This is a genomic window from Paenibacillus solanacearum, from assembly GCF_910593845.1.
Taxonomy (GTDB): Bacteria; Bacillota; Bacilli; order Paenibacillales; family NBRC-103111; genus Paenibacillus_G; species Paenibacillus_G solanacearum.
Window position 1 is genome coordinate 1 of the sequence record NZ_CAJVAS010000026.1, and the last position, 21636, is coordinate 21636.

At 57.6% G+C, this 21636-nt stretch carries 22 protein-coding genes; 7 read left to right on the forward strand and 15 right to left on the reverse strand.

Annotation, left to right across the window (positions count from 1 at the left end):
* Positions 1 to 170 precede the first annotated feature (170 nt).
* Together KXG62_RS22630 and KXG62_RS22635 are read right to left on the reverse strand one after the other, a co-directional pair.
* On the reverse strand, positions 171 to 1325 hold the full coding sequence (locus KXG62_RS22630) for a glycoside hydrolase family 88 protein (protein ID WP_218094290.1): 1155 nt from the start codon (positions 1323 to 1325) through the stop codon (positions 171 to 173).
* A gap of 111 nt (positions 1326 to 1436) precedes the next feature.
* The gene (locus KXG62_RS22635) at positions 1437 to 3932 is read right to left on the reverse strand and encodes a glycoside hydrolase family 2 TIM barrel-domain containing protein (RefSeq protein WP_218094291.1); all 2496 of its coding nucleotides are present in this window, start codon (positions 3930 to 3932) and stop codon (positions 1437 to 1439) included.
* A gap of 218 nt (positions 3933 to 4150) precedes the next feature.
* Between KXG62_RS22635 and KXG62_RS22640 the strand changes: the two genes are divergently transcribed.
* The gene (locus tag KXG62_RS22640) at positions 4151 to 5020 is read left to right on the forward strand and encodes an AraC family transcriptional regulator (protein ID WP_218094364.1); all 870 of its coding nucleotides are present in this window, start codon (positions 4151 to 4153) and stop codon (positions 5018 to 5020) included.
* 137 nt (positions 5021 to 5157) lie between these two features.
* Here the strand turns inward: KXG62_RS22640 and KXG62_RS22645 are convergent, their stop codons facing one another.
* A complete protein-coding gene (locus KXG62_RS22645; protein ID WP_218094292.1) occupies positions 5158 to 6033 on the reverse strand; it encodes a helix-turn-helix domain-containing protein in 876 nt (291 codons plus the stop codon).
* 391 nt (positions 6034 to 6424) lie between these two features.
* Between KXG62_RS22645 and KXG62_RS22650 the strand changes: the two genes are divergently transcribed.
* Entirely contained in the window at positions 6425 to 7234 is an 810-nt protein-coding gene (locus KXG62_RS22650; protein WP_218094293.1) for a hypothetical protein, read from the forward strand.
* A gap of 147 nt (positions 7235 to 7381) precedes the next feature.
* Positions 7382 to 7828, forward strand: a complete 447-nt coding sequence (locus tag KXG62_RS22655) for an SHOCT domain-containing protein (protein ID WP_218094294.1) — start codon at positions 7382 to 7384, stop codon at positions 7826 to 7828.
* Positions 7829 to 7929: 101 nt separating this feature from the next.
* Here KXG62_RS22655 and KXG62_RS22660 read toward each other — a convergent pair whose 3' ends face one another.
* Positions 7930 to 9495, reverse strand: coding sequence for an extracellular solute-binding protein (locus tag KXG62_RS22660; RefSeq protein ID WP_218094295.1), 1566 nt, complete (start codon positions 9493 to 9495; stop codon positions 7930 to 7932).
* Entirely contained in the window at positions 9492 to 10037 is a 546-nt protein-coding gene (locus KXG62_RS22665) for an RNA polymerase sigma factor (protein WP_218094296.1), read from the reverse strand. The genes KXG62_RS22660 and KXG62_RS22665 overlap by 4 nt, the downstream gene beginning before the upstream one ends.
* Positions 10038 to 10336: 299 nt before the next feature.
* On the opposite strand from KXG62_RS22665, the gene KXG62_RS22670 reads away from it, so the two are divergent.
* The 3 genes from KXG62_RS22670 to KXG62_RS22680 all read left to right on the forward strand — a co-directional run bounded on the left by KXG62_RS22670 (position 10337) and on the right by KXG62_RS22680 (position 12018).
* Positions 10337 to 10597, forward strand: coding sequence for a GlsB/YeaQ/YmgE family stress response membrane protein (locus KXG62_RS22670; protein WP_218094297.1), 261 nt, complete (start codon positions 10337 to 10339; stop codon positions 10595 to 10597).
* A 203-nt stretch (positions 10598 to 10800) separates the two neighbouring features.
* Positions 10801 to 11235, forward strand: coding sequence for a YtxH domain-containing protein (locus tag KXG62_RS22675; RefSeq protein ID WP_218094298.1), 435 nt, complete (start codon positions 10801 to 10803; stop codon positions 11233 to 11235).
* 180 nt (positions 11236 to 11415) lie between these two features.
* Positions 11416 to 12018: a class I SAM-dependent methyltransferase gene (locus tag KXG62_RS22680; protein WP_218094299.1), complete on the forward strand. Its 603-nt coding sequence runs from the start codon at positions 11416 to 11418 to the stop codon at positions 12016 to 12018.
* 171 nt (positions 12019 to 12189) lie between these two features.
* Here KXG62_RS22680 and KXG62_RS22685 read toward each other — a convergent pair whose 3' ends face one another.
* From KXG62_RS22685 to KXG62_RS22715, 7 genes are all read right to left on the reverse strand, one after another.
* Entirely contained in the window at positions 12190 to 13314 is a 1125-nt protein-coding gene (locus KXG62_RS22685; protein ID WP_218094300.1) for a hypothetical protein, read from the reverse strand.
* A 247-nt stretch (positions 13315 to 13561) separates the two neighbouring features.
* Positions 13562 to 14917 carry an Nramp family divalent metal transporter gene (locus tag KXG62_RS22690; RefSeq protein WP_218094301.1) on the reverse strand — a complete coding sequence of 452 codons (1356 nt, stop codon included), beginning with the start codon at positions 14915 to 14917 and terminating at the stop codon, positions 13562 to 13564.
* A 257-nt stretch (positions 14918 to 15174) separates the two neighbouring features.
* A complete protein-coding gene (locus KXG62_RS22695; protein ID WP_218094302.1) occupies positions 15175 to 15654 on the reverse strand; it encodes a PCYCGC domain-containing protein in 480 nt (159 codons plus the stop codon).
* Between the two features lie 121 nt (positions 15655 to 15775).
* On the reverse strand, positions 15776 to 16549 hold the full coding sequence (locus KXG62_RS22700) for a sigma-70 family RNA polymerase sigma factor (RefSeq protein ID WP_218094303.1): 774 nt from the start codon (positions 16547 to 16549) through the stop codon (positions 15776 to 15778).
* Entirely contained in the window at positions 16546 to 16995 is a 450-nt protein-coding gene (gene rsbW, locus KXG62_RS22705) for an anti-sigma B factor RsbW (RefSeq protein WP_218094304.1), read from the reverse strand. Before rsbW ends, KXG62_RS22700 begins: the two co-directional genes overlap by 4 nt.
* A 29-nt stretch (positions 16996 to 17024) precedes the next feature.
* Positions 17025 to 17378 (reverse strand): STAS domain-containing protein, encoded by a 354-nt coding sequence (locus KXG62_RS22710; RefSeq protein WP_218094305.1) that lies wholly within the window; start codon positions 17376 to 17378, stop codon positions 17025 to 17027.
* A 112-nt stretch (positions 17379 to 17490) separates the two neighbouring features.
* The gene (locus tag KXG62_RS22715; RefSeq protein WP_218094306.1) at positions 17491 to 17985 is read right to left on the reverse strand and encodes a DUF948 domain-containing protein; all 495 of its coding nucleotides are present in this window, start codon (positions 17983 to 17985) and stop codon (positions 17491 to 17493) included.
* Between the two features lie 246 nt (positions 17986 to 18231).
* Between KXG62_RS22715 and KXG62_RS22720 the strand changes: the two genes are divergently transcribed.
* Positions 18232 to 18702 carry a Dps family protein gene (locus KXG62_RS22720; RefSeq protein WP_246627594.1) on the forward strand — a complete coding sequence of 157 codons (471 nt, stop codon included), beginning with the start codon at positions 18232 to 18234 and terminating at the stop codon, positions 18700 to 18702.
* A 76-nt stretch (positions 18703 to 18778) separates the two neighbouring features.
* On the opposite strand, the gene KXG62_RS22725 is transcribed toward KXG62_RS22720, so the two are convergent.
* The 3 genes from KXG62_RS22725 to KXG62_RS22735 all read right to left on the reverse strand — a co-directional run bounded on the left by KXG62_RS22725 (position 18779) and on the right by KXG62_RS22735 (position 21456).
* A complete protein-coding gene (locus tag KXG62_RS22725) occupies positions 18779 to 19864 on the reverse strand; it encodes an acyltransferase family protein (RefSeq protein WP_218094307.1) in 1086 nt (361 codons plus the stop codon).
* Between the two features lie 111 nt (positions 19865 to 19975).
* Complete coding sequence (locus KXG62_RS22730) at positions 19976 to 20443, reverse strand: bactofilin family protein (RefSeq protein ID WP_246627595.1); 468 nt, start codon at positions 20441 to 20443, stop codon at positions 19976 to 19978.
* A 26-nt stretch (positions 20444 to 20469) separates the two neighbouring features.
* The gene (locus KXG62_RS22735; RefSeq protein ID WP_218094309.1) at positions 20470 to 21456 is read right to left on the reverse strand and encodes a M23 family metallopeptidase; all 987 of its coding nucleotides are present in this window, start codon (positions 21454 to 21456) and stop codon (positions 20470 to 20472) included.
* Positions 21457 to 21636 lie beyond the last annotated feature (180 nt).

Sequence of the window (21636 nt, forward strand, 5' to 3'; positions counted from 1 at the left end):
CTGCATCTGTTTATTCCTTTTTTGTTGTTCGGTAGGACTTACAACAATACAGGATTAGCAGATGTTTTTCCATTTTCAACCTATGAATTTTCTGTCAAGCGCTGATCTCGGCATTGAGCCATCCTCCTTACCGGGAAGATAGCCGTTTGCCGTTTCGTATGGAGCGTGTCTTAGAAAATACGGTTTTTCCAGCCGAGCAGCTTCGCCAGCGCTTCGACGTAGTAGTAGTCGCCGTAGATCAGGGAGACGTCGACGTTTTGTCCGGCCGGCTTGTTGCCGGTCCCTTCGATCAAGATGCCTTCGTGCGCCGGGTTATCCCACGTGCCGTAATGCTGCGTCAGTGCGAGCAGCATGCGCTCGGCGGCGCGGCGGTACATGGCGCCTTCGACGCCCGGCAGCGCGTCCGCGATCTCAAGCAGGCCGGAAGCGGCGCAGGAAGCGGCCGACGTGTCGCGCGGCTCGCCGTCCAGCGGATCGGCAGCGCGGAAATCCCAGTGCGCGACGTAGTCTTCCGGTAGGCACGACAGGAAATAATGCGCGACCCGCTGCGCGGCACGCAAGTAGCGCGTATCGCCGGTGTAGCGGTACGTGTTCGCCATCCCGTGCAGCGCCCAGGCAGCGCCGCGGCTCCATGAGGAGTGCGGCCCGGCGCCTTGGCCGCCGAGCGATTCGATCAGCTCGCCGGTGCGCGGGTTGAAGCTCAGAATATGGTTCACCGAGCCGTCCTCGCGGATGAACTTATCTACCACCGTATCGGCATGGGCACGGGCGATATGCTCGAACCGAGGGTCGTTAATTTCTTGCGCGGCCCAGAACAAGATGGACAAGTTCATCGACGAGTCGACGATCGACCAGCCGATCTTCTCCTGGTTCCATGCGCGCAGGAACGATCCTGCGATGTTGAAGCGGCCCGCCAGGAAGTTCGCTGCAGCCAGACCGCGACGCTTCGCGTCCTTATCGCCGGTCAGCTTGTACTTGATGACCGACGTCGGCAAAAATTGAAACCCAACGTCGTGGTGGAAGTTGTTGTCCTGGATCGTTTTGTTCTCGAACTTCTCGTCCCAGCCCCAGGCCGCTTCCTTATAGTGGTCCTTCCCCGTCATCTCGTGCATAATCCACAAAATGCCGGGCCAAAATCCGGCCGTCCACCAGTCCAGGCGCATGTCATCGTAAATGCCGTCCGCCTTGGCGACATGCGGCGATTTGTCCCCTAATTGTTCGATCATCCGGTCGACTTTGCCCTGCAGCGCTTCCCAGATCGCCGGGATCGCCTCCTGCAGGCTTGCCGCTTGGTCCCACGGGCTTGTATCCACTTTCGTTGTCATCGTATACGCCTCCTTCGTTTCGTTTCCTGCCTTTTCCCTCTTGTCCAAACGTAAAGCCCTTTTTATATGAACGTCAATCTGGTTGCTGTATGGAACTCGTACCCGCCGTACTTACAGGGTTAGCGTATAGAACGCTGTCGGCATGCTTTCTCCCGCCGCGCTGACGACCGACACCGGCAAATAACCGGATAGGCCGGCGCTTCCGTTCAGCGAAGCGGCGGGGCCGCCTGCGGAGACAAAATCCGTCACAGAGATGCCGGCGGGCAGCCCGCCGTACGGATCGACGTAAATCCCTGCACGTCCGGAAGCCAGCTGCACGAGGCGGGAGCCGCGAATCGTGCCGAGGTTGTCGATCAGGCGGCCGTCACCGGCAAGTCCGAAGCGGACGAAGCCTGCCGCATCCGGGCACAACACGCCATGCGCATCATAAGCGCAGGCTTCCACGTAAATCCGGCCGTCTTCCTGCTTCTCCGCCGTCAGCTTGAGGCTAACCGGCGCTCCCCATGCTTCCGTCTGGTACTCGAACGTCAGTTCATCCTCAACCGTAACGCCGGCCTTGCGAGCAACGACCTTCACATGGTTCGTTCCCGGCATGAGCTTCGTCTCCCAGCGCAGCCCGGCGGCCGGGAAGTTTTGCGAGTCGCGCTGCTTTACGCCAAGGCTGACGCCGTTCAGGAACAGCTCCGCCTCGGGGCAGTTCGAGTACACTTTGATCGTTTTGAGCTCGTCCGCCGCGCCCCAGCGCACCGGCATCGTATGGCCGTAAATGCGCGCCATCGGCGCTTGACCCCAGTACGATTGGAACACGTAATACGCATCTTTTTTCGTAAAATCCCGCTCGATAATGCCCTTCATGTTCAAGTACGGAATCGGCGAATCGGGACGCACCGGCGTGGAGAAATCTTTGAACGCCCACTGCGCCGCGCCGGTCAGCCAGTCCATTTGCTCCTGGCTTTTCAAATACCAGTCGATCATCTCGCAGAAGTACGTCTCCGACCAGTCACCGTCGCGGGATACGCGCGGCTCGCCGCCGGTCAGCAAGTAGTCGCCATCCCGCTCGTCCGTCGCGCCTACGCCGCGCGGAATGAATTCGAAGCCGGTGAACGTCTTCTCGACATGGCGGGTCGCCAGATTGTCCGCGCCCCATTCCATATGGAAGAACGATCCGACATTCTCGAACGCGCTGCGGGAGCTGGATTCGTAATCGGTATAAATGCCGCGATACCAGCCCGCCCAGATGGACGGCGAGTACACATCGATAATGTCTTTGCAAAATTCGCAGCGGCGAATCGCGGTCAACCGGCTCGGATCGAGAAGGTGAGACAAGTCGTGCAGCTCTTTCATGAACGCGCGAATGTCCTGCTGGTCAAAGTAGTCGAAGTCGCACTCCCAGTCGTTCTCGTTGCCGAGTCCCCACAGGATGACCGACGGGTGGTTGTAATGCTGCCCGATCATCGCCGTCAGCATATCGCGGCACTGCTGTCGGTACGATTCGCCGCCAAGGCCGCCGCGGCACCACGGAATTTCCTCCCACACGAGAATGCCGAGCTCGTCGCACAGCTCAAGCACGATGCGGGACTGCTGGTAGTGGCCCAGACGAATGAAGTTGGCCCCCATGTCCTTGATCAGCTGCATTTCATGGCGGATCATCTCTTCGGTCATCGCAGGGCCGACGCCGGCATGATCTTCGTGGCGGTGCGTGCCGCGAAGCAGCAGCCGCTCCCCGTTCAGCTTGAACGGGCCGTGCTGCACGAATTCGAAGTAACGCACGCCGAACCGCTCGGACAGCGACGTCTCGCCATGTGCGCTGCTCAGCGCAACCTCGCATGTATACAAATACGGCGCGGCGGTCGTCCACAGCTGCGGGTTCGCCAGCTCGTACACGGCCAGCTCCTTCTCGCCTTCCCATGGCGCGGAGGTGACGGCCGATTCCGCGATCACGGCGCCCTTCGCATCCTTGATCCGGATCGTCAACGTCAAGCTGTCGCTCGCGGACGCAGGATTGTACAGCTTCGCCTTCACCGTTACGCCGCATGCCGGCGTGCCCGCTTCCAGCTTGGCCGTATCGGTCGCCACATGCACCTGCGCAAGCGATACCGCCGGCACGTACACGAGGTTCAAGTAACGGTAGATGCCCCCGTTCAAGTTAAAGTCGCTCGCGTCGGACGGAATCGTCTCCAGCTCACGGCTGTTGTCGCAGGCGACCGCTACCGGCACCAAGCCTTTATACCGCTCGATTCGGGCCGCTTCCGCCGCAGCTTCGGTCATGTCGACGGTAAATTCGTCATAGCCCCCAAGATGGGAACCGATTTTATTCGTGTAAACGTATACATCGGTTCGCTGTCCTGCGCCTTCGAAATGCAGCAGTATCCGTCCGTTCGGGTACGGATTGTCGACCGCGAGCTTCGTACGGTACCAGCCTTGCCCCTGGTAATATTTGCTGTCCGGGTCCATGACGTCGAGTCCGTTGTAGCAGTGCGGCAGCTCCACCGCGTGCCACGGCACATTGTAATGGTTTTTCAGCTTGTCCGCGCGCCATACTTCCCACGGACCGCCGAGACTGCCCGTATAATGCTCCCATTGATCGTTCAACCGCCGCTTCAACATCGGGATATTCGCTCCTTTATGCTTAACCTTGTCGGAAAATGAAAATCGGTATCCATTTCATATCTGAACCGCAGGCGGCAGGCAACCTATTCGCTGATCGCCCGTCTTCGCCTTATGCATAAGCATAGCAAAAAAAACGCCCGCATAGTTTGGCGCTCTTATGATAAAATGTTGTTATATTACGGTCAGCCCGAAAGGAATGAACTCACGTGAAGCTGATGAACTACTTGAACTTGAACCAGCATCCGGTGCAGCTTTCGTATTACAAAGACCGTACGCATGAATTTGTCGAGATTTACCACGCCCATCAGGGGATGGAGCTGCTCTATGTGCATGAAGGCCATGGAACCGCCATTGTAGAACAACAAATTTTCGAGATGTCCCCGGGCACATTAATGTACTTCAAGCCGTTTCAGCTGCATCGCATCCGCATCAACGCCGATGCCGAGAAGCCGTACATTCGCTCGCTGTTCGTATTCGAGCCGACCGTCCTGGACGAAGCATTCGCCCCGTTTCCCGCGCTGCGGGCTTTTTGGGGCACGCTCTGGAAAGATCCGCTCGCCCCGCAGCTGTTCCGCAGCCCTGAGCCGGAGAAGACGGAGGCGCTGCTCCGTGCTTATTTGCCACTGCTTGCGCAGCCGTCGGCCGAGCTGCTGCTGGAGGAGCAGCTGCTGTTTCTGACCGCGTTCGTTCACCACTGGAAGACGATCGCCGACCTGTCGATGCAGAGCAGCCCCGCTCCGCTCAAGACTTCTTCCACTGCCGAGAAAGTCATGGGTTGGATCGAGGCGCATTATATGGAGCCGTTCTCGCTGGAGCGGCTCGCGCACGAGGTGCACCTGTCGCCGAACCACGTGTCCGCGGTATTCCGCCAATCGGTCGGCAGCAGCATCACCGAATATTTGACCGCCCGGCGCATCCGTCAGGCGTGCTGGCTGCTGCGGACAGGCGATATGTCCGTGCAGGACATCGGCCAAGCCGTCGGGCTCGGCAACTTCTCTTACTTTTGCCAGCTGTTCAAAAAGCATGTCGGCATGACGCCGAACCAGTTCAAGAGGCAGCCGAATGCGGCGCCAGAGCGGGCATGAAGACGGAGCTGCCCTATTTACCGGACAACCGCGGAACGGGCCGCCTCTGCCCTGAACACCCGCAGCTCCCTTCTCCTATGTCCGCTCCCCCTTTTTCCCGGCTGCGCTGAACCGCAGGCGGCCTGCCTGTGCTCCTTTTACCGTAAGACATCTCCATCGCTTGCTTCCTGTGCATGGCGTCTCTCCGTATACTTGCGGTATTCGGTCGGAGACAGGCCGCTCTGTTTCTTGAACAGCCGGGAGAAATAATACAGCTCCAGACCGATCCGATCCGCCACGTCCGTCACCGACAGGCCGGTCGACATGAGCAGCTCCTTCGCTTTGTCCATCCGTTTGCGGTTAATGTAGGCGATCGGCGACAGGCCGAGCATCGTTTTGAAATATTGCATGAAATAGTTCGGGTGAAAATGCACGAGCCGGGCCAGCTCCTCGACCGTCATCTGCTCCTGCAAGTGCTCCTCGATATATTCCAGCACCGTATTGATTTTGCCGGTCTCCGCCGTCGGCGCCAGCCGGAGCCCCCGATCCGGACCGAGCGAAGCTTCCATGTAATCCGAGACGAGCTCGAGCAGCAGCGATTTGATCCGCAGCGGCGAGGTGAGCGACGACGGGTTCTGGTACAGCGCAATGAGCGTCTGGAACTTCTTCTCCAGCGCGGGCTCGTCCTGCACGTCGATGCAGCAGGGCAGATCGAGCATTTGAAACAGATTGACTTCCCCGACCGTTGCCGTAAAATGGCACCAATATTTCCCGAATCCGTTGTCGTTCAGCCGTCCGAACGCCAGCCGCACGCCGGCGGGCAGCAGCAGCAGTTGTCCCGGCTTCGGATGGTACAGCTTGTTGCGCACCCGGATCCACCCTTCGCCTTCGCGGATATAATAGAGCCGGTTCACATCCGTCAGGTTGAAGTCGAATTTCCAGCCCGCGTTCACTTTCGTATAGTGCGCCGTTTCCAGCGTAATCTGCGTATTCTCCAAATAGCTGCGCATAATCTGCAGCTGCTGCGCATCCATGCGGCAAGCCCCCTTCCTATCCCTGTGACACGCTCACTTGACCCAAAGTGCCATATGATGATGCAAATATTTGCTATTATCATACATCCTCAGCGGCAGCCTTGCCTACTGCAATAGGTTCGAGCGGGGCAAAAGGCTGCCATTGAGCATGGCGGCGCTTCCCCAAGTTTGCGGGGACGGGGGCTCGGCCGGCCGCCGCACGGCACCGCAACGCAGCCTAGCATTCACGCATCTTGCATTGACACCTCGTGCCATGTTTTGTATAGTGAACATATATTTCCAATTGACCGCTTACGACGGAAGCACCCGTAAGAGAAGGCCGCATGCCTTTCTTACGGGTGCTTTTTGTCGTGAGCCGCCCACTTTGTACCGGTCCGAAGGAGGAAATGCAATGAAACGTTACAAATGGATTACCGCTTCGCTCGTCGCCTGGATGCTGGCTTCGCCCATGGCGGGAACCGCGACGGCCGCACAGATCGCACTCACCGCTTCCGTCAAGACATCGCTCGACAAGATGGTTAGGTCAGGTCACACGCAAGCCGATCAAGTCCGCATGCGGTATGACGAATTGCTCACACTGCTCGGTCAGGAAAAGGAATCGGACGCCAGCATCAAGTCGCTCCACGCGGAGAACCAGGCGGCGTTAACGGCGCTGAACAAACAGATCAAACAAATCGACAGCGACAAGATCGCACCGCTCGCCGATGTGCTGGCTCAAGCGAAGGAAAGGTACAAGCCGCTGTTCACCCATTACACCTCGTTGAACAAACAAATCTCGGAGGCGGGAAAGCTGAAAAACAAGGAGCTCTCCAGCATGCTTCGGCTGCAGGCCGGCATGTTGAAAATCCCTGTTCAGTTTGCCCGGCTGGACATCCAAATCAAGGAGGCAGCCTTGAAGGAAGCCAAGGACGCGGCGGCGAAAAAAACGAAACAGATTCGCGGATCCTTATCCGCCATCGATCAAGCCAACGCACGGATCAAAGCTTCGAAGAACGCGGTAAAATCCGCCGAAGCCGAGGCCTCCCAAGCGTTGAGCGCGCTCAAGCAAGCGTCGAAAGACGGTGACGTGAGCCGGGCTTCGGACATGCTCGCCTCCCTTGTCTCGCATTCCCGCCAAATCACCCGGGAGAAGCAGAACGTCTATACCGAGGAAACCGGCATCAGCCGCATTGTTTCTGACGCAAAGAAGCAATTGCCGTAGACTTTATTAAGATTACCTCTTTAACACGCATCGCTGTTTCATATCCTCACGAAATCGGAATAACCGAATTTATAACTTCCCAATGTATCAACAAGCTTAGTAATACATGGTATGATGGGAACAAATTCTTTTTTCGAGGTGATGGATTTGTTAGACAAAATCAGCGGCTTTACATCTACCCTGGAATTATACGTCGACTACCTGGTGATTAGGCCGGACAACATACAAAAGCTAGTATCCCATACTCGAATGATCCCTCTAGATGATGTCATATCCGTCAACATAGTGAAGCCGTTCTTAAAAGTTCCTTACTTACAGGTTATTACGCCTGACCTGCATGTAACTAAAAATGATGGTTTGAAGGCTGCCGATGCCAATGTTGTACTAATACAGCCCTTTAACATGAAAAAAGCAAAAAAAATTCGCGAATATATCATGAGCTATAAAATCGGTAGCATTCAGCGCAGTAAAGGGATTTCCGTCAGCCTAGTCGGTTCAATAGATGACTTAGAAAAACTGGCTCGGCTCAAAGATTCCGGCATGATTACGCAAGAAGAGTTTAACGCCAAGAAAAAACAAATCCTGGGCTTGTGAACCAAGCGCATAGCAAGTGAACAGTCTATTTCATCCAGGAAAAAAACCACAAGCGATGCTTGTGGTTTTTTTCTTTGGTATCGGAGGCGTATCCACATCGACTATCGCTTTAATGCATCGCTTCTTCCTTGCGTCAGCGTCCGCTGGCCTTGCGCTTGCAGCTCCTGCAGCGCCGCATCCAGCGTTTTCCTGCCGCTCAGCACCGCTTCGGACAGCTGCAGCGCCAGCCGCTCGACGTCGCGGTAGAAGGAGCTCGGGGGGGCTGCGGCCGGGGGGGTGCTCTTCACAGGCAGCAGCGTATAGAACGCCTCCAGCCCCTTGGCTGCCGTGCCCGGCAGGCCGGATGCGGCAAGGCTCGGCAAGCGCGAGGAGGTAAACGCGCCCGGTGAGGCCGAAAGCGCAGCCCGTGCCGTCTCTTCGCTGTTGACGAACTTGACAAGCTCCCAGGCGGCGCGTTTCTGGGCGGACTCCGCATGCACCGCATAGACCGCACCGGCCGTGAACGAAGCGGAGCGGCCCGGCATGGACGGATCGGTCGGCTCCGCAGCGGTCTGCCATGTGAAGGCGGGCAGCACAGCCAGCCTCCGCGCCTCCGCGATCTCGTACGCGAAGCCGTAGCTTTGCAGCGCCATGGCCGCCTGCCCCGTAAGAAACGCATCCGAACGGTACGTCTCCGCAGCGGCAGTCGAAGATGTTGCTTGCAGCTGAGGGTACACGACGCCATTGCGGTATGCTTCCAGCGCTTGGCTCCACAGCTGCCTCCACTGCGGCGTATCGATCGTCGCCCGCGTTCCTTCCGCATCCGTCAGCCGCAGCCCACGGGCTTTGCCCGCCAGCTGCACCAGCTCGAACGGGCTTACGCCCTGAGGAACGGACAGTCCGTATGCCTGCTGCTTCGATTTCCCGTGCGCAGGGAATGCTCCCGCAAGCTGCAGCAGCTCCTCCCAGCTCATCCCGTTCTTCGGATAGCTCACGTTATACCGGTCGAACATGTCCTTGTTGTAATAGATCGCAAGCTGTTCATACTGCGGCGCCAGCCCATAGAGCTTCCCGCCGCCGGATGAACGCAGCTGATCTACGACGCCTGCGTGCATATTGTTCAGGTCGAAGCCGTCCTGCCGGATCGCGTCGTCCAGCGCATACAGCTTCCCGTTCTTGGCCAGACGCTCGTATTGTTCCGGGGTAAGGATCAGCACGTCCGGCTTCTCCCGGACGAGCCAATCGTCCAGCTCCACGCGGGCCTTGCTGCTCCACGGCGCCAGACCTCCCGGGGCATCCGTCTGAAGCGCCACATTCGGATAGCGTTCCATGAACGCAGCCCCATAGCGTGAGCCGAACGAAATGTCGGCGATGTTGCCGACCTTGAGCGTCAGCTTCTGCTCTGAATCCAGCGGAGTCAGCGCTTCCGGCGATGCCGGCGGCCGCGTCTTGGACAGCTTCGCGACCGCTTCCGCCAGCAGGCCAGGCTGCGCCGCGATGCCGATCACAGCCGCCAAGGCCAAGGCGGCTGCCGGGCTCCACCGGAGCCACCGGCGCTCGCGCCGCTGCGGCGGGCCGGACTCCACCCGTTCCCTCACCTTCTGCATCAGCTCCTTCGAGAAGCCCCCCTGCCGCAAGGGAAGCTTGGCGAGCTGCTTCTCCCAATGCTCCGGCTCCACTCGCTTCATCGCGTTTCCTCCTTTCGTCCCAGCTTCTCCGACACCTTCGCCCGCGCCCGGAACAAGCGCGATTTGACCGTTCCTTCGGAAATGCCGAGCAGCCGGGCGATTTCCGTATGCGGCAGCCGGTGATGCGCGTGAAGCAGCAGCACCTCGCGCAGCTTGAAGGGGAGGCTGAGCACTGTGTTCCACAGCTCTTCCGCCTCCATGCCGCTCAATGCCAGCGATTCGGCCGACGGCCCGATGTCGCTGCGCTCCAGCGCGCCGAACGGAATAACGCGCCGAATCCAGGCCGACCGCCAATGGTCGCGCACCAGATTGCGCGTAATCGTGAGCAGCCACGTCCGCATGCCCGCTTCGCCGCGAAACGTGTACAGCTTCTCGTACACCCGGACAAACACGTCCTGGGCAATATCGTCAGCCAGCGCAGGCTGGCGCGTGAGGAAGAAAGCGTAATTCCACACATCCTCGCCGTACGCCTCCATAATTTCCGATAAGACGGCGTTTTTATCCAGACCGCCGGTCAAGCTTTTCAAATATTCAAAGGTCACCCGGGTTCACCTCACAACCATTGGACGAAATCGAAGCGAAAAGGTTCCCTATTTTTTCGCGCAGGCATGCGGCGGGGCCCGGACCAGATTCGGCCGTCCCTATAAGGCGCTAGGCGGCAGACGTTGGCCGCTCATGACACAGCCTGTATATGGACGCATCGTCCAACTGGCGCCGGGAATTCGCGCTTGCGGAATGCTCTCTGCTCCGGCTGGATCATGCCCCTTCCGTTTCATCGCCGCGCCAGGCGGGTAAGTAAAGGACAAGCAAGACCAGCTTCATGAAAAGGAGTGTGATGAACATGGTAAGCTTGCTGATTACAATCATCATGGCCATCGTCATTGGCGCGATCGGTTCCGCCATCGCCCCGGGCGCGATGCCCGGAGGCATCATCGGGTCGATGATCGCCGGTTTTGCCGGAGCATGGCTTGGCGCGTGGCTGCTCGGCTCTTGGGGTCCGGTACTCGGCGGTTTTGCCGTCATTCCGGCCATTGTCGGCGCCGCCTTGTTTGTTTTCCTGCTCGGTCTGCTGTCCAAAGCGTTTCGCGGTCGTGCCGTCTAATCCGGTCGATTCATTCCCGGGCTAGACAAGTCTCTCGCGTTGAAAACCTCATGACTATGAGAGAAGCTAGAGTTCGAAGTCCCTTTAGCTCCGTTAGACCGTAATCAAATTTTGCTGAACCGTTAGCATGGTTCATCTCTGCTGAAAGCTCATACATTCCGACACGATAACAAACTCAATCTAAAATGAATGGAGTGACGACGATGTCTACCACAGATACGATGTCTACCACAACGGAGCAGCCCCTGCGCAGCGGATTTCTGCTCGGCGTCATGATCGGCGCGGCCGCCGGCTCGCTAGCCGCCCTGCTGCTTACGCCCAAATCCGGCAAAACGCTGCGAAACGACCTGAAGGACAAAGCGCAAACACTCCAGTCCAAAGGGCAGGAATGGCTGCAAACGGCCAAAGAAGCGGCCGGTAACGCAGCCCAAGCGTACAAGGAGCAGAGCGGCCGTTTGCTGGACAAGGCGCACGAGGTTGCCGACCGCGCTTCCGAAGTCACGCACGAGGCGATCAGCCGCACCGCGGACGCCGTGGCCGGGACAGAAGACGCCGCTCACCGCGCGGTCGACAAGACGGCAGACACCGCGCATCAAACGCTCGACGGGGCGGAGCGAACGATCAAATCGACCGGTTGAGTTCGGCGGGAGTAACCGACTCTCGGCAGGAGCGGCGGGGCCTGCCTGCCTGCGCAAGCCGTTCCGTTATCTCGATATACAGGAAGGCGCATTCGATCGGCGAATGCGCCTTCTTGGTGTGCGGCACGGTTTGGAGGTACAATGGGATAAGCAAACAAACCGGGAAAGGGGAAGATCAGGATGTCCGCCAACAGCCGGTGGTTTCACCGCCGCTATGACCGTTTGATGGAACCGCTTGAGCGTCGCAGCTTTCTCCCCCTTCGCACCGCTTTGCTTGCACGCGCACAGGGGGACGTGCTGGAGATCGGTTCCGGCACCGGCATCAACTTCCCGCTGTACCGGAACGTACGCGTAACGGCCATCGAGCCGTCCGCAGCGATGCGGGAGCAAGCCGAGGCCCGGATTCGCCAATCGGCGGTACCGGTCACCATCCTTCCCGGCACGGCGGAACGGCTGCCGTTCGGCGCGGACGCTTTCGACACGATCGTCGGCACGCTCGTGCTGTGCACCGTGCCGGATGCCGTGCAGGCCGTTCGCGAGATGAAGCGCGTGTGCCGTCCCGGCGGCAGGCTGCTGCTGTTCGAGCATGTCCGGCTCGAACATCCGGTATGGGGGCCGCTGCAGGATGCGCTGACCCCGGCATGGAAGCGCCTCTGCGACGGCTGCCATCTGAACCGTGACACGATGCGGCTTCTGCGTTCGGAAGGATTCGAGATCATGAAGCTGCAGTCGCTTTGGGGCGATATTTTCATTGCCGTGGAAGCGGTCAAGCCAGCCGATTAGCCGCATGCCCCCGCATACCACAACGTGCAAAAAAGATAGCCTCCGTTGTCATGATCACGGAAGCTATCTCTCCGGCTTGCGCCAATCCCAGGCGCGCGTTGCGGCGCTGCGCGGCGGTCGGTCGAACCCCATATCAGCCGCAGCTCACTGCCCTGCTTAGTACGCCGCCGACTATTTCGACTCGGAGAATCGTTTGTTCAGCCAATACACGCCGGTCGGCCGCTTTCCCCGGTCTTCTATATCGACTACCATCACTTCCGGAGCGTTGCTGATTCGTTTCAAGTCCTCCACGCTTGCCGTGCCCTCCAGCTCCGAAGACTGTAAAGCGGTATAGCGGCCAACCGCCTTCAGGATCAGCGGAAATGGGCGATCCCATTTCGAATCGAACCAACTGATCGTATATTCATCCTTGCTTCCCTCGCGTTCCGCCGACGCGTAGTACTGCGTAATATTCAGCCGGTAGTCTTTGGCGAGCTCCGCTACTTTATGAAACCCGACATTTTTGTTCAATGTGATCGCAAAACGTACCTGACCGCAGCAGTCAGGGGTCGCTTTCAACCGTTTGGCCGCGTCGCTTTTGTACTGATCGAGCGCAGACTTCGAATCGATCGAGGAATAGCCTTTCATGATCGCATCGCTTGCGAAGGTTTCGTCGTATTCTCTGGTAAAGTAGAATGGATTATCCCGTGTGAATGGCGATGTAAGATTTTTATCGTATGGGGTCAACTCCGGTTCGAATTGCTTCCAACTCAGCCGGGTCAACGCACGCTCTGTCTCGATCTGCTCATAGATTCCGCCGCCCGCGCCCTGGTCGAATTCTTGAAGCGAGCTCAGCGTCACCTGCGGATTGCCGTCCTTCGATCCCGAGTACCTCCAGCCCGTATAGAACGTATACTCCTTATCCGCCTTCAAATACGACGCTCCCAGGACGGATACCTTGATCCGGTCGCCGCCATCCTTGTCCGCGGGCGTTCTTGTAAATTTCGCCCCCGGTAAATCGCTCACCATGATTTGCGGCTGCAGCTCTCTGCCTTCGTCTACTTGATAGACGAACGAAGGGAGAAAGCGTCCGACGCCAAGCTGGCCTGTGGGCGGAAATCCGCTAAGCTGGTCGGCAGTCCAGCTTAAATCCGTCTTCGTATCCAGAATGACGTCCGCTCTATTGATGCCTTCCACGCGCACCTCATCCGGCGTAGCCCAGCGGGCCAAGTCCGGGGTATAAGCGGCAAAGGCGCCCGTACTCCATAATAAGCTTGCCGAAACACATAAAGCCAGGATCGTTTTTGTACTTCGCATACGTCTCCTCATTCCTTCACTCATTCTCTGTCCTGATCCGGCCCGATATCGACGTGCATGCCCCCGGATGGATGTGTCTGTTTACAACCATAACGTATGAATCTCGCATTATATGACGCAAGAACAACCAATAACGTTTCGTTTTTCCAGCAAAAAAAAGAACAAACCGCGGCTCCCGACGGCAACGTTCCCGTTCGGACGGCAGCAATTTGCTCTTTGCTTGAATCAGGCTCTATTTTCTTAATCATTATACGAACCAGCCGATGACCGTCTGCACGAGCAAATACAAGTTCAGAACGGCGATCAGTACGCCGACAATCCAGGCCAGCCATTTGAGCCAACGCGGGTTGACGAATTCGCCCATCTTGGCGCGGTCGCTCGTGAACATGACGAGCGGAATGACGGCAAACGACAGCTGCAGCGAGAGGACGACCTGGCTCAAGATGAGCAGCTGCGCCGTCCCGCTCTCTCCGGCGATGGCGGTGACGATAACTGCCGGAATAATCGCGATCAGCCGCGTAATAAGCCGGCGCAGCCAGGAGGGCAGCCGGATGTTCAGGAAGCCCTCCATCACGATTTGCCCGGCGAGCGTGCCGGTCAGCGTGGAGTTTTGGCCGGAGGCGAGCAGCGCGACCCCGAACAATATACTGGCCAGCGTCGTACCGAGCAGCGGGGCCAGCAGATGAAACGCATCGCCGATTTCGGCTACGCCGGTATGACCGGTCTGGTGAAACGTCGCCGCGGCGATGATCAGGATGGCCGCATTGATGAACAAGGCGAAGAACAGCGCGATGCTGGAATCCCATGTCGCGTACTTGATCGCCTGCTTCTTCCCCTCCCGCGTCAGCTCGAACTGCCGCGTCTGTACGATGGAGGAGTGTAGGTACAAATTATGCGGCATGACCGTCGCTCCGAGAATGGCGATCGCGATGTACAGCATCGCCGGGTTCGTGACGATTTCCGAGCTCGGCACAAACCCTCTCAGCACCCCGCCGGCATCCGGCCGGGACCAGATGATCTCCGCCAGAAAACAAAGGCCGATCGTGGCGATCAAGACAATCACCATCGCTTCTATGTAACGGAAGCCTTTGTTTTGCAGCAGCAGCACGATCAGCACATCGACCACGGTAATGATAACCCCGATCAGAATCGGGATGCCGAACAGCAGCTCGAGCGCAATCGCGGTGCCAATCACCTCCGCCAAATCGCACGCAGCGATCGCCAGCTCGCAGAGCACCCAAAGCGCCATAGCTACCGGCCGGCTGTAATGGTCCCGGCATGCCTGCGCCAAGTCCCGTCCGGTCACAATCCCGAGCTTGCCCGCGAGCGCTTGCAGCAGGATGGCCATCAGACTGGACAGTAAAATAACCGATAACAGCGTGTAGCCGAACATCGAGCCTCCGGCCAGGTCGGACGCCCAGTTGCCGGGATCCATATACCCGACGGCCACCAAATAGCCCGGACCGGCGAAGGCGAGAAACTTTTTGATCCAGGAGCCGTGCTTCGGAATGCGCATCGACCGGTATACTTCCGGCAGGCTGGTGCCGCTTCGCTCTTTGCGCCAGCCGTGGTCGTTGTCGCCCGCAGCCATTTCTTCACTCATGAAACCACCTCCGCTTTGCATGGAACCGGCGAAACCGATTGCCCGAATACAGCTTCCGGAGAAACGGATGCACCTTCGGAATGCAGCCGGTACGCCGTATTTCATTCATCCTGTTCGGGCTTTCGTCCGAATCGAAGGGACCTGAACGCATCCCTATCTTCGCCGCGGCTTCCAGCATTTGAAAAAAAGCACCGGGCTTCCGCCGCCGTGCTTTGCATTTACGTGATATGATATGCGGCATGGGCGGAAGGGTTCCGCTATGCCGAAGGCATCGGTGTAGGCGTAGGCTTCGCATACCCGGTTTTGTACGTTTGGTCGATGAACTTGCGGATCTCCAGATCCGACTTCCCGTCCTGCTTCATGCGGATCGACTGCACGGCGATTTCCAGACAGACGTCGCAGCGCGTGCCGTGGTCGTCCCATACGATCGAGCCGTCCGTGTTCTTCTTCTGGATAAAGCAGTTCAGGTTGCTTTGATGGCCGGCGCTCTCGCCGCAGCCGCAAAAGCAAGGAATCCACTGCAGCAGCTCGGTCGCTTGTCCCGCCGCCTGGTAGACTACCCGAATCGGCTCCGGTTTATTCTTCAGAAAGTCGGGCAGTACGCTGGCCGAAGCCGTCTGCTCTCGAATATCGCCATTCGGCGCTTGATGCTGATGATGCTGCTGCGCTTGTTCCTTCGGGCTGCACGCGCTAACGAGCGTCGCCGTCAATACGAGCAGCAATGCCGCTTTTTTCATACGAAAGGTCACCTCAGTCATCACTATACCACGCGCCGTTATCCATGGCAAAACGAGCCTGCCTGCACCATCCGGCCGCTCGCGAACGCACGAATAAAGCGCGCCCACGTTGGACGCGCCTTCAGCCGAAGCCTTCCTCTTCCTTAAAATAATGTTTCAGTTTATCGAGCGCGCGCTTCTGGATGCGGGAGACGCTCATCTGCGATACGTTCAACTGCTGTGCGATCACGCGCTGCGACTGCCCTTCGACATAGGCGAGCTGAAGCACCTTCTGCTCCTCGGGCTTCAAGTGCACGAGCGCTCCCCGAAGCACGAGCCGGTTCTCCACCTGCGTGTACGCATCGCTCGGACTGCCGATCACATCGCCGATGGTGGAGCCGTTATCCTCGGACGACAGCGGCGTATCGAGCGAGACGTAATGGTAATAATCGCGGCCGGCCAAAATTTCAATCGCTTCTTCGACGGAAAGCTCCATCTCGGCCGCAATTTCGTCGACGTTGGGGGAACGCTCGAACCGGACCGTCAGCGTGTCGATCACCTGCTGAATCTGGTTGCCCTTCTCCTTGATGCGCCGCGGCACCTGCACATACCATGATTTGTCCCGCAAATAATTTTTCATGTGGCCGATGACGCTTTTCATCATATAGGCTTCAAACTGCACGCCCATCGACAAGTCGAACTGCGACAGCAGCTTCAGCACGGACATTTGCCCCACCTGGTACAAATCCTCAAACAGATCGGGGCGATTGCGGGACATTTTGCCGGCGGCCATTTTCACCATCGGCTCATACTGCTGCAGCAGCACGGTCGCAATTTCGTTGCAGCCCGTTTGCTGATATTGTACGATAAGCTCTTCCGCGCTTACGTTAGCGAATCGCTCCGAATTGATTTTCATACCATTTCCTCGCTTTTGTACACCCGCTTGGTCATGACCACTTCGGTACCTTCACCGGTGTGTACTTGAACGTCATCCATGAGCGCCTGCATCAAATAAATGCCGAGACCGCCCACGCGAACTTCATCCAGGCTCTTGCCGAGCAGCGGCTCCGCCTGACGCGCTTTTTCCGCGAAATCGAAGCTCGGGCCCGAATCTTTGACCGATATGCGCAGCCCGCCCTCGATCCGCTCGAACCGCACTTCCAGCTCTCCGGGCCGTCCCGGATCGTACGCGTGCACGACGGCATTGTTGCATGCTTCCGCAACCGCTACCTTCATATCCTCGATCTCCTCATAGGAGAAACCGAGCTTCGAACAAATACCGTATAGCGTCAGCCGAACGAGATCGATAAATTCCGCTTCGGCCGGTACAGTGAGACGAACGACTTGAGATTCACGTGTCATGTTCTTCGCGTCTATCCTTTCTGTATGCATTAATGAATGTTGCTGCTGGAAACAACCGACGTGCCGGCAGGCTGCAGAAACGGCGTAATTCCCGTCAAATCGAACAGCCGCTTGATCTTCAAAGGAATTTCCTCCACGGCAAAATGCGCGTTCAGCACATCCCTGGCTTTTAATACCGATACAATCACACCGATGCCCGTACTGTCAATATACTCCAGCTTCTTCAAATTCAAGAAGAGCTTGCGGCCCGTATCCGCAATGAGCGGATCCAGCGACCGGCGCAATTCCGCCACCTGCGATAAATCGAGCTCCCCCCCAATCCACACGACGTTCCGATCTTCCTTGCGCATCATATTAATTTGAAAAGACTCGCGCCTTGTCATCGCAACTCCTCCTTCAAAATACGGCCTGTCTCGTCCGGATTGCCGGGTGCATCCGTTATTGTTTGTATTCATTACCCGCCTATCCGCAGGTTGAAACAGCCGGGCCCGATATTTACGATTTGGCTCCGTTCGCCGCACCGCCTCCGGCACTCTGCGAACGGGGAGACATCGGCCCGGGCTTGTCCTTGGCACGGCGCAGCGAACGCCATAGATCGAGCAGAACAGGAACGCTCTGCAGGATGGCGCCGGCCTTGCCTCCCGGCGAGACGGAAGCGCCGCCAGCCTTGCGGATCGTGCCGGCCGCAGCCGTCGAAACCTGCTTCACCGAGGAGGTCACTTCGCGTACCGCGTCCCCGATATGCTTGACCGAATACATCACGGGATCGAAAGCGTACAGCTTGTTGCGCACATCGACCGCCACTTCGTTCGTGTGCCGCAGCAGCGTGGTCGCCTCCATGCCGATCGCATGCAGCTGCTGCTGCAGCTCCTTGATGGTGACGCTCGTTTGCGCGAGCGTATTCGATACGGTGTGCAGCGTTCGAATTAAATAGACGACAAGAACGATGAACCCGATGGCGGCGACGGCCGCACTGATCTGAATAAGCATGGACAACATCCTCCTTGATCGTAATGGCGTGTCCGCTTTTTTACCCTCCCGGCGCCGGACTGAAACTTGGCTATCTCGCAAGCTTCACCGGGGCGATCGTTTCAGCGGTTGACAGCCGGGGTAATACAGAGACAAGCAGGCACCGCCAGGCGCTTGCTTTGCAGCGGAAGCCGGAGCGGTCCGTTCGCTCCGGCGGTCCGTCTTAAGTGACCATGACACCGAACCAAACACGGGAGGGATTCGACAATGGCAAAACCGATGGAGAAAGCTTCAATCAAAAAGGCCGATCTGCAGCAGCTGCTGAACACGCAGGTTGCCAACTGGGCGCTGCTGTACATAAAAATTCACCAGTATCACTGGTATGTGAAAGGGCCGCATTTTTATACGCTGCACCAAAAGTTCGAAGAACTGTATAAAGAAGCGGATCAATATATGGATGAGATCGCGGAACGTATCCTTGCGCTCGGCGGATCGCCGGTATCCACGACGAAAGAGCTGCTGGCTTCGGCGACGATCAAGGAGGATAAGCCGGGACTGGACGCGGAGCAAATGGTGACGAAGCTGGTCGACGATTACGAGCGGATGATCAGCGAAATGGGCCACGCGATGGAGGTTGCAGAAGATCATGGAGACGAGGGGACAGCCGATATGCTGCTCGGCATGCGCTCCAGTCTTGAAACGCATGTGTGGATGCTGAAGTCGTTCCTGGGCCAATAAGCCGGGCGGGCTTGCATTATGCATACCGCAGCCTTGCAGGCACCGCCCGATCCAAACGAAAAGCCGCTCTCCGTATTTACGGAGTTGCGGCTTTTCGTTTGCCATAGCTCAGCTTGTGCTGCGATGCGGGGACGAGTGTCCGTTTCAACCACGCTTGCAGCGGCCTCTCGATCCACCGGTAGACGAGCAGGCAGAGCAGCAGGGCAACAATATAGCACAGCGCAACTGTCGCCGGCGCGCCGATCAAGCGCTGCATATGCGCAGCGCTTGCCAGCTTGAGGGAAATGGACAGCGACGGCAGACTGGCGAGCAGGATGGAATAGGAGGCGTCGCCGCAGGCGGCCAGCGGCTTCATGAACCGGGAGCCGGCCGCCTTCCATTGAACGACTCCGGTCAAGATCAAGGCGGAGCCGGCCGTATAGAGCAAATCGATGTAAGGAAAATTCGGGAACCGCAGCTTGAGCTGCCAAAGCGCCGGATACATCGCTGCGCCCGCCAACAGCCAGATGAGGCTATTGCCCCGAATATGATTGCGCCGAACTAGATAGGCGACAAGCACACCGGAGAAAAACTCCAGATGAATTTCGCTGAACAAAAATTGGAGAAACAACGTGTCCTTCACTTGAATCCATCCGAGCGCATGCAGCACGATCATGGACAGCCAAGAGGAGAACACGGCGACCGCCAGTTTCTCCCGCAGGACAAAGAGCAGCGAGAAGACGAGATAAAAGCAGATGACATAGCTTAGCGACCAGGCAACGCCCAGAATCGGGGCGTGCGCTTGCGGCCACAGCAGCATCGACCGGATGATGACCGAAGGCTCTCGTTCGTACCCAAGCCCGAACGCCGGGTACATGAAGTAGATCGGGACGACGGCGATCATGATCAACCAGTATAGCGGATACACCCGCAGCAACCGCTTGACCAGGAAAGGCGCCGCCTCCGCCTGCTGCCCGAACCGGTCCCGGTACAGCATGTACATCAAATAGCCGGTCAGGGCAAAAAAAAATGTGTACGCGCCGGACTTTCCGAGCGAGCTGACGCCAAGAAAATTGTATTCAAAATATTTTTGTCCCATTTGCGATGCGTGAAAAAGCATGACGAGCATGACGGCGATCCCGCGCGCCGCCTGTATCGGCACCATTTGCAGCTTTGGTTTCATTTCTCCAGGCCATCCTTCTCTTTCTAAATGTATGCGCCTAGTATCGCACGGCAAGATGAAGAAAAGATGACCTTAAGCTGAAAGGGGCCTTAAAGTTTGCTTAAAATAGGACTACAGCACGACCGGATTGCCTCCAAAGGAAGGCGCTGCGGGTTGCGCCACAGCAGCCGGCTGTTGCGGCAGTTCAGGCGAGGCCGCGGCCGGTGTGCCGGACGATCCGCCCGTCTGCGCCGCCTGCTCCATCTTGCTGATGCCCTGGAATACGCCGCCCTCGTCGATAATGAGCGAAGCCGCGTTCGCGTTACCGAACAGCTGGCCCTTGGAAGTAATCGTCAGCTTGCCTTTGGCCGTCACGTTGCCGTGTACGACGCCGGCGATCACAATATCGCGGGCGGCGATATGCGACTTGACCTTAGCCTGTTCCCCGACGATCACGTCGCCCTCGCTGCGCACGTCGCCGGTGAGCTGTCCTTCGATCCGGACGCCTGCAGCTGAGCTGATTTTTCCTTCGAACACCGTTCCTTCCCCGATCAACGTATCGGTCCCATTCGGGTTGATCGTTTGTTTCTTCTTAAACATTACTTTCATCCCCTTCCATACGGTTGCTATTTCAAATAAGGCCGCGGATCGACGCTTTGCCCTTGTTTCAGCACTTCGTAATGCAGATGCGAACCTGTGCTTCTCCCGGTGGAACCGACAAGGCCGATGTAGTCGCCCTTGCTCACTTTGTCGCCCTGCGACACCAGTATTTTGTTCAGATGCATGTACCATGTCTTGATCCCGTTCGAATGATCGACGAGAATGTTGTTCCCCCGGCTGTTGTCGTATCCGGTGGATTCGACGACGCCGTCCGCCGTCACCTTCACCCTCGTATTCTCGCGCTCGGCGATATCGAGCCCGGAATGAAAGCTGAGCCGAAAGGTGAACGGGTCTTTGCGGTAGCCGAAAGGCGAGGTGATCGTTCGCGAATCGATCGGCCACATATCCGGCGTAATCCGCTGCAGATGCTGCTTGTGCAGCACTTCTTCGCGCGTCTGGGCCAAATGCACCTGGAGCTCGCTCATTTGCTCAGTCAATCCCCCGAGCTGTACCATCGTTTCCTCCGACAGCTTGACGATATCCTCCGGCTTGACCGGAATCATCTCCCCGCCGAGTCCCAGCCCCCTTGAAGCGTAGTCAGAATTCCCGGGGGTTGCCGATGCAACCGCTTGCGAAGGTTCGCCGCCGGTGATCGAGCGCAAATCTTCTTCGAGCTTTTTGACCTCCTCGATCTTCGTCTGCACCTCCTTGGCCTGCTCGGACAAGCGGATCACCTCGGTTTGCAGCTGCTCGATCGTCTTATTTTTGACCGCCATCTCCTGCACGAACTGCGAGGTTTTCCCGTTCAGATCGGTCTGCAGCATCATGGCATTGGCCGACAGGCTTTCGATGCGGAGCCCGTACACGTACAGCGACCAAAGCAGCAGCCCGAGCAGCACTACCGCTGCGCCATATAGGACAAGAGGGGTAAACCGCAATTGTACGACGGGGCGGTGCGCATTGTCAGGGATGATGACAAATGTCAGTTTGTTCTTTCCCCAATTGAGTTTCATAACATCTCCTCTGTCTTTGGGCATAAATGCCAATATGTCTTCTTTCCCTGCATGTATTCTCCATTTTCCCGAAATTCCCTTTCGATTTTTGTCGAACAAGCGAAAAATAGGAAAAAAGTAGCAGAGGAATCTCCCGTAAAAAATCGAAAATAGTAGAACTATCGAGGCAATTTTTTACAT